We start from the raw sequence: 11512 nt of genomic DNA, 5'->3' as shown, positions 1-11512 counted from the left end.
TGGGAATCTCTCTCTAAATTCACCATAATTTCTACTCAGCTCCTTCTGAGTAAATTTGTGCTTAGTCTAAACTCCAGCAGGAATGTTTAGGTTAATTTTCACTTTCCACACTAAATAGATCTTTGAGCCGTTTCCTTACCCACTCTATAGGATTTTCATCGTCTTCCGCTGCATCTACCAATTCCATTTCTCGAAGTTGCTGTTGCCTCTCGCTTAGTTCTTCTTTGTGTTTCACTATCTCTTGAATAATTTGTTCAGATAAATCCGGCTGTTCTGTTAAAATTTTTTGGAATCCTTCTTTATTGATAGCAAACAAAATTGTTTCTTCCAAAGCTCTCACCGAAGCAGTTCTAGGGATTCCCAACATCAAAGAAAGTTCCCCCAAAAACTGACCCGTACCGAGGTTATTCAGATGTTTGTCAATAGCTTCCACAAAAACTTCGACTGAACCTGAAAGAATCATGTAAAAAGCATCTCCAGGGTCGTTTTCGCGAAATAAAAATTCTTGCGATCGCAGCCGTTGGCGGTATCCAACTTCAATCAATTGCCGCAATTCGAGATCCGTGAGATTTTCAAAGTATTCCACCTCTCGCAGCAAACAGCTAAGGGACGATTGCTTTTTCATTCCCTCTGCAATAATCGGCCTTTTTTGCTTGTTTTCCGAGGAAGTGTTCGTGATGTCAATTCCACTTTTTTTGTTGTTGAACATTGACAAAATAACTTCGGGATTTTGCAAATAAATTTCTCTGTCGTTGAACGGAAATTCTATTTTATGCTGGCGGAAATTGTACTCAATCGCAAAATTCAAAGAACTTTTAATTACTTCTCTGTCTGTCGGCCTGTCCGTCCAAACTAAAAGTTCAAATTTAAAACTATCATCGCCAAACTCGACAAACAATACTTTCGGATTCGGTTCGCAAACAACTCCCGCCTCCGCGTAAGCAATATTTAACAAAGTTTCTGTCACTAACAGCGGGTTACTATTCTCGGCTACTTCTACGGGAACTCGCAGACAGAGTAGCGAGTTTTCGTAACTCCAGTTAACAATTTTGTTGCTAATCATTTTGCTGTTGGGAACTATGACGCTGGAGTCGTCATTGGTTTGGATGATGGTCGATCGAATCGAGATTTTTTTGACGATTCCCATTAATCCTTCTAATTCCACAAAGTCTCCGACTTTCACAGGTCTGTCTAAAAGCAGCGTTAAGCCGCTGACGAAATTAGTTGTTAAATCCTGGATTCCAAAACCAATTCCCACTCCCAATCCCCCCGCAACTACTGCAAAAGAAGCGAGGTTGAAGCCTATACTTTGGATGGCGACGATCGCTCCGAAAGCTACTATTAAATACCCAATAATTACTGCGATCGCTTCCCGGTTTCCCTCGTCAATTCCCAGTCTAACTAGCAAGCGTTCCTTAAGAAAGCCAGTAAAAGAACGCGATATGACGAGGATAGCTATGAACAATACAATCAGTTCCACAAGTGACTGCAGCGATACAGGACTCTCACCTATTGTAAATAAGGTCGCTGTAAATATTTGGGAGATTTTTATCAATAATTCTTCGGGTATTGTAGTCACTTTAGTTCCAGTTAATAATAAGTTTATTAAAGGTTTAACCTTTAATAATAAAGACTAAAATCCTTATTTTTAAGTAAAAAAAACCAGAAAAAAACTTTTTTTTACTAGATTTTTATTTGTTTAGAGTACCCGAACAAACTGATTTTTTTACAGAGCAGATATTGGGTTATTCAGACTACGCCGTTATGCGTATTGGCAATTTCTCGGATATATGGTCTTCCCCTGCCTGCGGTTAGTGTGCCACTTTTTCGCCATAGCGGAATCATCTATTATTCATGCGAACCCTCTACTAGCTTTAGTCAACTTTAACTGTCTTGGATTTTATCATACTTTCCGCTGATTTTTGGTTTAAGTCCCGTTATCAACTTAAGCAGGGATTATTCAATGACTATTTAAGTAGACAAGTCAAATATCCCCGTATTACAATGAGTTTAACTGGTGGGAGAGAGATTGCTATCACTGTGCCAGTTGCGTCCGTCTTGTGTATATCTAAGAATGTCTAGCTGAAAATTTAACGGATTTAGCTAAAATTGAGAACGTTCCAAGAATACTTGGCATTCTACCGACATTGGGAAAAAATTAAAACTTAATGGCATTTGTCAATCAGTAAAATTACTTAAAACACTGTTTGTTTAGGAGTGGAAAATGCGCGACTTGGGGGTGGGTGGGCATAAATATGGCGTGAGGCATGATTCCTCGATCGCCCAAATCTAAGTTCTCCACCCCCAACCTGAGTAAATGCTGAGCATAATTGTTGATTGACAAATGCTTCCCTAGGTTAAGTTGTCACCAATGTTCTAGCGATAGGGTTGATTAGCAATACAATTGATGAACAATAGAACTGCTTGGCGATACATCCGAAGAATTAACGGAAATAATGTCGCAAGGGATACATATATCGCCGATTGAAAACCTAATGGTCGCCCTGCTGAACGTTTTCTTCATTACCCAAATAGGGTAAAACGAAAACCTTGCGATCGCGTAATTGGAAAGAAGTTCTAGAATTATAGCTGAAAAGCACGATTTAATATGAGCAAATTCCCGCCAGACAAAAACCAACCGCCACAGCAACAGAGCACAACAGCACAGATATTGCCACAGGATCGCTTCGACGCTTTTTTTGCAGGTGCCAACGCCGGAATGCTGATTTTTGACCGCCAACTCCGGTACGTCCAAATTAACGAAGTTCTAGCCCAGATGAATGGCATTTGTGTGGCAGACCATATTGGTAGGTCAGTGCGTCAAGTGCTGCCAGAATTGGCTCCGACTGTGGAACCGATGCTGCAAGGTATTCTGGACACGGGCAAGCCCATTCTGGATTATGAATTAGTGGGTGAAACGCCTAAAGAACCAGGTATTATCCGCTACTGGCAAGCATCTTACTATCCTTTGTTGGATGAAAATGGCATCGTTTTTGGTCTTGGTGGGATTGTAATTGAAATTACAGATCGCAAGCGGGCAGAACAAAAGCAGGCACGACTGACGGCAATTTTGGAAGCAACTTCCGACTTAGTAGGAGTTGTGGATTCGACTGGGCATAGCGTCTATCTCAACAAAGCCGGACAGGAAATGCTGGGGATGTCCCCAGAGGAAGCACGATCTCCGTTTACTATAGATTCTGTATTAGCTCCCTCGGCAAAAGCAAAGTTCCACAACGAAGTAATTCCCACCGCCTTGCGAGAGGGTAGGTGGGCTGGTGAAATCCTATTTTTGTCACGCGATGGGGAAGAAATTCCAGTCTCCCAGGTTTTGATCGTCCACAAAACCGAAGCGGGTGAAATCGAGTTTATTTCCACTATTGTGCGGGATATTCGCGAACAGCAGGCGGCGCAGCGCGATCGCAAAACCGCAGAAGAAGTCCTCAAACAGAGTGAAGAAAGATTTCGTTCTTTGATGGAAGCCACCGCTCAAATTATTTGGATTTGCAATACGGACGGCGAAATGGCGATCGAGCAACCTACTTGGAGTGCATTTACAGGACAGACATTTGATGATTACAAGGGAGGGGGTGGGTTCAACGCTATCCATCCAGACGATCGCTCGTCTATGGGCACTGCCTGGTCAACTGCTGTTGCTAATCGATCGCTATATGAAGTTGAATTCCGTATGCGCCGCCATGACGGGGAATACCGCTACATGAGTTGTCGTGGAGTGCCTATCTTAGAAGCTGATGGCACGATTCGCGAATGGGTGGGAGCAAATACGGATATAACAGAGCGCAAACAAGCTGAAGAAGATCTGCGCCAACGCAATGCACTTTTGAACTCTATTTTAGAAAGTACACCAGACATCGTTGTGGTCAAAGATCGAGAAGGCAGATATGTTGCTCTCAATTCCAACCTAGCAAACTTTATCGGTAAACCCATTGAGGAAATCCTGGGCAAAGATGATTCCCAACTGCTGCCGCCTGCCGTCGCCGTTTCAATGATGGCAAAAGACCGTGAGGTCATGGAAACAGGCATCACTGAAACCTACGAAGAAGAAATCTTTCAAGGTGAGATCTGCGCAACCTTTTTAACTACTAAGGCTGCTTGGCGAGACACTCAGGGCAATATTCTCGGCATCATCGCCATAGCGCGAAACATTAACGATCGCAAACAAGCTGAAGAAGCTCTGCGCGAACGCAACGATCTGCTGAACTCGATTTTGGAAAGTACGCCAGACATCATTGTGGTTAAAGACCGGGAAGGGCGTTATGTTGCGATGAACTCCAATTTGGCAAACTTCTTAGGCAAGCCAATTGAGGAAATCATCGGCAAAGATGATTGGGAATTACTGTCGCCTGAGAGTGCTCGTGAAATGATCGCAAAAGATCGCCACATCCTGGCAGCAGGAATCACTGAGATTTACGAGGAAGATGTCTCTCAGGGTGAAACCACTAAGACGTTTTTGACGACAAAGGCTCCTTGGCGGGATGCTAATGGCAATATCCTCGGCATTATCGGCACTACACGAGATATTAGCGATCGCAAAAAAGTCGAGCAAACACTCCGTCAAACCCTAGAAATACTGGACTTAGCTAGCGATAGTATCATTATTAGAGATATGGACGATCGCATCATCTACTGGAACCAAGGTGCAGAAAAGCTCTATGGTGGGACAAAAGCGGAAGTAGCCGGGGAGTTCATTCACGCATTCTTAGAAACCATCTTCCCTAAACCATTAGAAACCTTATTGGCAGAGTTTTTCGAGCACGGAAGTTGGGAAGGAGAACTGCACCACACTACCCGTGACGATCGGCATATTATTGTCGCCAGTCGCTGGACATTACAACGCGACGCAGAAGGAAAGCCTTGTGCGCAACTCGAAATTAATACCGACATTACCGATCGCAAACAAGCGGAAGATGCTATAAAAAAAAGCGAAGAACGCTATCGTTCGCTAATCCTTGCTACGTCCCAAATGGTCTGGACAGGCGATGCTGAGGGGCGATGCCCGGATATGCCGGCTATGAGAGCTTACACCGGACAAACCGAAGCTGAGGTTGTTGGTTTTGGCTGGTTAGATGCAATGCACCCGGACGATCGCGAACGAACGGCTCAGGTCTGGATGGAAGCAGTGCAAACGAAAAGCCTGTATGACATAGAATATCGAATTCGCAGAGCAGATGGAAACTATCGCTATTTCCAAGGTAGAGGCGTGCCCATTCTGAATGAAGATGGCAGCATCCGGGAGTGGGTTGGCACTTGCAGCGATATCCACGATCGCAAACAAGCCGAAGATGCTATAAAACAAAGCGAAGAACGCTATCGTTCGCTAACCCTTGCCATCTCCCAAATTGTCTGGACAACCGATCCTGAAGGAAGATGCCAGGATTCACCGAGTATGAGAGCTTACACCGGACAAACGGAAGCTGAGGTGGTTGGTTTTGGCTGGTTAGATGCAGTTCACCCGGACGATCGCGAACTAACAGTTCAGGTGTGGATGGAAGCAGTGCAAACGAGAAGCCTGTTTGACATACAGTATCGAATGTGCGGAGCGGATGGAAACTATCGTTATTTCCAAGCTAGAGGGGTGCCAATTCTGAATGAAGATGGCAGCATCCGGGAGTGGGTTGGCACTTGCATCGATATCCACGATCGCAAACAAGTGGAAGATGCGATAAAAAAAAGCGAAGAACGCTATCGTTCGCTAATCGCTGCTACGTCCCAACTTGTCTGGACAGCGGATGCTGAAGGAAGATGCGTGGATCAACCGGGTTGGAGAGCTTACACCGGACAAACCGAAGCTGAGATGGCTGATGGTTTTGGCTGGTTAGATGCAATTCACCCGGACGATCGCGAACGGACGGCTCAGGTGTGGATGGAAGCAGTGCAAACGAAAACCCTGTATGGCATAGAATATCGAATCCGGGGAGCGGATGGAAACTATCGTTATTTTCAACTTAGAGGCGTACCCATTCTGGATGAAGATGGCAGCATCCGGGAGTGGATTGGCACTTGTAGCGATATCCACGATCGCAAACAAGCCGAAGATGCTATAAAACAAAGCGAAGAACGCTATCGTTCGCTAATAGTTGCTACCTCCCAAATTGTCTGGACATCGGATTTTGAAGGAAAATGCCCGGATCTACCGAGTTGGAGAGCTTACACGGGACAAACTGTAGAGGAAGTGCTTGGTTTTGGCTGGTTAGATGCAATTCACCCGGACGATCGCGAACGAACGGCTCAGGTGTGGATGGAAGCAGCGCAAACGAAATGCCTGTATCACATAGAATATCGAATGCGTGCAGCAGATGGAAACTATCGCTATTTTCAAGTTAGAGCAGTGCCAATTCAGAATGAAGATGGCAGCATTCGCGAGTGGGTTGGTACTTGTACCGATATCCACGATCGCAAACAAGCCGAAGAGGCTATCAAACAAAGCGAAGAACGCTATCGATCGCTCATCGCTGCTACGTCCCAAATCGTCTGGGCAATGGATGCTGAAGGAAGAGGCACGGAGCTACAGACTTGGAAAGCTTACACCGGGCAAACTGAAGCTGAGGTGGTTGGTTTTGGCTGGTTAGATCCAATTTATCCGGACGATCGCGAACGAACGGTTCAGGTGTGGATGGAAGCAGTGCAAACGAAAACCCTGTTTGAGATAGAATATCGAATCCGGGGAGCGGATGGAAACTATCGTTATTTTCAAGTTAGAGGGGTACCCATTCTGAACGAAGATGGCAGCGTCCGGGAGTGGGTTGGCACTTGCACCGATATCAACGATCGCAAACAAACAGAATTCGTACAGGCAAAAGCCAGGGAAGCCGCAGAAGCAGCTAATCGGGCTAAAAGTGAATTCCTTGCCAACATGAGCCACGAATTGCGGACTCCCCTTAATGGCATCATGGGATACGCGCAGATTCTTCAGCGTTCCAAAGTCTTGAATGAAGAAGAGCGATCGCGCATTGATGTCATTTATCAGTGCGGTTCGCATTTACTGACCTTAATCAATGATATTCTCGATTTGTCGAAGATTGAAGCGCAGAAAGTCGAACTCATGCCCACCGATTTTCATTTCCCGGCGTTCCTGCAAGGTGTCGCAGAAATGTGTCGCATCCGAGCTGAACTAAAGGGAGTTCACTTCCATTTTCCATCAAGCCCCGAACTCCCGATCGGTATTCGTGCGGATGAAAAACGCTTGCGACAAGTGTTAATTAATCTTTTGAGCAACGCTATTAAATTTACGGATGAGGGCAGTGTCACTTTTATAGTCAGTTTTGCAACAGAAGGAAAAATTCGCTTTGAAATACGCGATACAGGTACCGGCATTGCACAAGATCAAATCCAAGCTATCTTTGAACCCTTCGAGCAGGTAGGCGATCGCAGGCGGCAGACGGAAGGTACGGGATTGGGACTGGCAATTAGCAAAAGGATTGTAGAACTAATGGGCAGTACCATTCAGGTTCAAAGTGAGATGAATGTGGGCAGTATTTTCTGGTTCGATGTCGATCTGTTTCCAGCCGACGAATGGGTGAAAACGTCTCAAATCGACAATCGCGGGCAGATTATCGGCATTAAAGACCGCCAACCTAAGATTGTGGTTATCGATGACAAATGGGCTAACCGTTCAGTAATTAGCAATTTGCTCAGTCCGATCGGCTTTGAGGTTTCTGAAGCCAACGATGGGCAGGAAGGCTGGGAAAAAATTCTGGAGGTACAGCCAGATTTAATCGTTACCGACTTACTAATGCCCGAACTAGATGGCTTCGAGCTAATTAAGCGGGTTAGAGAATCGGAAAATTTCAAAGACATCGTTATTATTGTCTCTTCTGCCAGCGTATTTGAAACCGATCAATACAGAAGTTTAGAGGCAGGAGGCAACACCTTTATTCCCAAACCTGTTCAAGCAACGGAACTCCTGCAAAAATTACAACAGTATCTTGATTTGGAATGGGTTTATGAAGGTAATGAAGATCCACTGGCGATCGCCTCAGACACCAACGAGCTAATTGCCCCGCCTGCTACAGAAATGGAAATGCTATACGAGCTGGCTATGAAAGGAAATTTCCTAGAAATAGTTAAACAGGCGACATTACTTGAAGAAATAGATGCCAAATACATTCCCTTTGCTAAAATATTGCATCAAATGGCAAAAGACTTTCAAGACGAAGAGATTTTAACTTTTATTCAGTCCTACAAGTAAGGTTTATGAATTCACCAATTCAACCAAATAGTACGATTCTGATAGTTGATGACAATTCAGCTAATCTAGGTGTCTTATCTGATGCCTTAAGTCAGGCAGGATTTGAAGTTCGGGTCGCCAAATCTGGAAAAATGGCACTAGAGCGGGTCAAATATGCTCTACCAGATCTAATCTTACTAGATGTCATGATGCCCGAAATTGATGGCTTTGAAACCTGTCGTCGATTACAGGCTAATCCAGAAACTAAACAGATTCCCATTATATTTATGACTGCTCTCTCGGATACGGCTAATAAAGTTGAGGGATTTCAGGTTGGGGCTGTAGATTATATTACCAAACCCTTCCAACAGGAGGAAGTATTAGCTCGCGTCAAACTGCATTTAAAGCTTCATGTTCTTACAGACAAGTTAGAGGAAAAAAATACATTATTGGAGCAAAAAGTTGAAGAAGTCAGCCAAGCCTATGATGCTTTGCAAAAAATGCAAATTAAGTTAATCCAAAACGAGAAAATGTCGGGATTAGGGCAAATGGCGGCTGGGATTGCTCATGAAATCAATAACCCTATAAATTTCATCTCGGGGAATCTGGGTTATGCCCAAGAGTACGCTCATAACTTACTAAAAATTATACACCTCTATCAAGAAGATTATGTAAATCCCACCCCTCGGATTCAAGCAGCAATGGATGAAATAGAACTGGAATTTTTGGAGGAAGATTTTATAAAAGTTCTTAACTCAATCAACTTAGGAACGCAGCGCATCCAGGAGATTGTCAAGTCTATGCGAATTTTTTCTCGCCTGGATGAGGCAGACGTGAAAGCAGTAAATATCCATGAAGGGATTGATAGTACACTCACCATCCTGCATCATCGTTTAAAAGCAAAACCAGACCATCCAGAGATTGAACTAATAAAAGAGTACGGTCAGCTTCCACCAGTAGAATGCCATGCCGGACAACTCAATCAAGTGTTCATGAATATTCTTTCCAATGCCATTGATGCTTTAGATGAATCGAATCAGCAGCGTTCCTTTGCAGAAATCAAACAAAACCCGAACCGCATTCAAATTTCTACAAAAGTAATTGACGATAATTGGGTTGCTATTCATATTAGTGACAACGGTCGGGGAGTTTGCGAAACTTTACAACCAAAACTATTTGACCCTTTTTTTACTACCAAACCTATCGGTAAAGGAACGGGGTTGGGGTTATCTATCAGTTATGAAATTATTGTTGAAAAGCATGGGGGCAGATTATACTGCCAGCCTATAGCAGGAAAGGGAATAGAATTCGTCATTGAAATTCCAATTCGCCCACAAGCTAGTCAAGCTGCTTAGTTTCCCGGTGCAATGTCTCTTACGAACTTTGCTTAATTTCTCGCCGATAGCGCGGATGACAGGGATTACCCGTACAAACAAAGCCGGCAGGCATATTTTTAAACACACTACTGCGAGCTCCAATTAAAGCGTTGGCACCGATTTCGACACCAGGGCCAATGAAGCAGTCTGCCGCAATCCAAACGCCGTTATTAATAGTAACAGATGCTGTTATTAAGCCAAAGGCTGGGTCTTGGGGGTCGTGAGTGCCGGTGCAGAGGTAACTTTTTTGAGAAATGACGCAGTGTTTGCCGATCGCAATTCGATCGAGACTGTACAATACAACATCATCTCCGATCCAACTGTAGTCGCCGATTTCAATTTTCCAAGGATAGGTAAAACGAGCCGTAGGGCGGATAATCACACCACAACCTATTTTCGCTCCAAATAACCGCAGCAAGCCGCTTCTGATGCTATTAAAAGGGTGTGGAGTGAGGGAAAATGCGATCGCCTGCACGAACCACCAAACCAAAATTAGCCAACCAGGTCTTCCCCGATCGAAATTTGATTGGTTGTACAGCCGCAAATCAACTAAAGATTCCCCTGTTAAAGTATTTGGCTGATTGTGGGTAATTTGACGATCGTTTATTTCAGGATTTGGGAAATTTGCGATCGGCTTTTCCGGTTCTTGGTTCGGATTTGGTATATTATAAGTCATTGATAGTTAATTTAATGTTTAATTAAAAATCGAGTTTAACCTGAAGGACTGCTGCATGACATTTCCAGTTACGGACAATTTTGAATCTGAAAACGCCAAGGATATCGTACATTGCGAGAATACAAATCCCAGAATTGGCAAAGTGCGACTTTTACAAACAGCATTGGTACTGCTTAGCAGCTTTTTTGTCGCAGAGTTATTCGCCGCATTTAATTCTCATAGCTTATCCCTATTAGCAGATGCGGGTCACGTTTTTTCAGATGTAGCAGCTTTAGCAATAACTTTGACAGCGACTTGGTACTCTTCAGTCAAACGCAAAAGTAAATCCGTAGATTGTACGATCGCACAATCGCCAATCCCTGAACGAGGAGAAATCATTGCTGCTTTAATTAATAGTATCAGTTTAGTAGCGATCGCCCTTTGGATTGCCGCAGAGTCGATCGACCGCTTGCAGTCCCCAACTCCCGAAGTAGAAGGACTCCCGATGTTAATTACCGCCATAGTCGGTTTAAGCATCAACTCAATCAATGCTTGTTGCTTGCATTCCTGCTGTCACGGCGACTTAAATCTCAAAAGCGCCTTTCTGCACGCAGTTGCCGACATATTTTCCTCGATTGGAGTAATTTTAGCTGCGATCGCCGTAGCGTGGCTGCACTGGAATTGGGCGGACGGCTTAATTAGCTTGCTAGTTTCGGCATCAATTATTTTATTAACTCTACCGCTGCTAATAGAAAGCATCCAATTGCTGCTGGGAAAGGTATCAGCAATATCCGCAACTCAACAGCCTTGCGACTGCGAAAAAGTGAGCGCAGAAAAATTGCTTTTTCCATCCCTCGAAGAACTCATCAAATAACATCTCTTCATCTGCGTATATCTGCCACCATCTGCCGTAAAAATCCAAGTTTTGTGAAGTGAGCTGGAGAACCTTACCCTAATTATGATAAGATAAATATTGGTGTTATTGACAACTACTCACAATAAAATAAAACCCCGCTCAAGCCTATCTGCAATTAATTCACACACTGCTGAATTGCCTCAACGGTGAAGAAACTGAGATTTGACAAGCAACTCAGAACGGCTGGATTGGGTAGGGGTTTCTGCAAGTTTCAAGAAAGTAGCGGCACAGTTGGCAGAGACCGGAAAGGAAAAGCCAAGAACGAGCAGTAGAGGGGTGAGATTACAGGGCATTGTGATAAACTCTGGGGGGGTGACAACCCGCCTGAAACTCATAGTTAGTAAGGATTGAGCCAACTTGTGGTAAAAAAAGATAGGCAG

At 44.2% G+C, this 11512-nt stretch carries 5 protein-coding genes; 3 read left to right on the top strand and 2 right to left on the bottom strand.

Translation table 11 applies throughout. The annotated features are described in order from the left end of the window. Positions 1 to 91 precede the first annotated feature (91 nt). Positions 92 to 1480, bottom strand: a complete 1389-nt coding sequence (locus QUA13_RS29400) for a mechanosensitive ion channel domain-containing protein (protein ID WP_333204242.1) — start codon at positions 1478 to 1480, stop codon at positions 92 to 94. A gap of 1128 nt (positions 1481 to 2608) precedes the next feature. Here QUA13_RS29400 and QUA13_RS29395 point away from each other — a divergent pair. Further along, positions 2609 to 8206 carry a PAS domain S-box protein gene (locus QUA13_RS29395; protein WP_333204239.1) on the top strand — a complete coding sequence of 1866 codons (5598 nt, stop codon included), beginning with the start codon at positions 2609 to 2611 and terminating at the stop codon, positions 8204 to 8206. A gap of 5 nt (positions 8207 to 8211) precedes the next feature. Continuing rightward, on the top strand, positions 8212 to 9540 hold the full coding sequence (locus tag QUA13_RS29390; protein ID WP_333204237.1) for a response regulator: 1329 nt from the start codon (positions 8212 to 8214) through the stop codon (positions 9538 to 9540). A gap of 19 nt (positions 9541 to 9559) precedes the next feature. Here the strand turns inward: QUA13_RS29390 and hpsU are convergent, their stop codons facing one another. Continuing rightward, positions 9560 to 10237: a hormogonium polysaccharide biosynthesis acetyltransferase HpsU gene (gene hpsU, locus QUA13_RS29385; protein WP_333204235.1), complete on the bottom strand. Its 678-nt coding sequence runs from the start codon at positions 10235 to 10237 to the stop codon at positions 9560 to 9562. 55 nt (positions 10238 to 10292) lie between these two features. Here hpsU and QUA13_RS29380 point away from each other — a divergent pair, with 55 nt between their 5' ends. After that, complete coding sequence (locus QUA13_RS29380; RefSeq protein WP_333204233.1) at positions 10293 to 11090, top strand: cation diffusion facilitator family transporter; 798 nt, start codon at positions 10293 to 10295, stop codon at positions 11088 to 11090. Positions 11091 to 11512: the final 422 nt, after the last annotated feature.

Origin of the sequence: Microcoleus sp. S28C3 (assembly GCF_036700785.1) — a bacterium.
GTDB classification, from domain to species: Bacteria; Cyanobacteriota; Cyanobacteriia; order Cyanobacteriales; family Microcoleaceae; genus Microcoleus; species Microcoleus asticus.
This window is presented reverse-complemented; position numbering and strand designations above follow the sequence as displayed.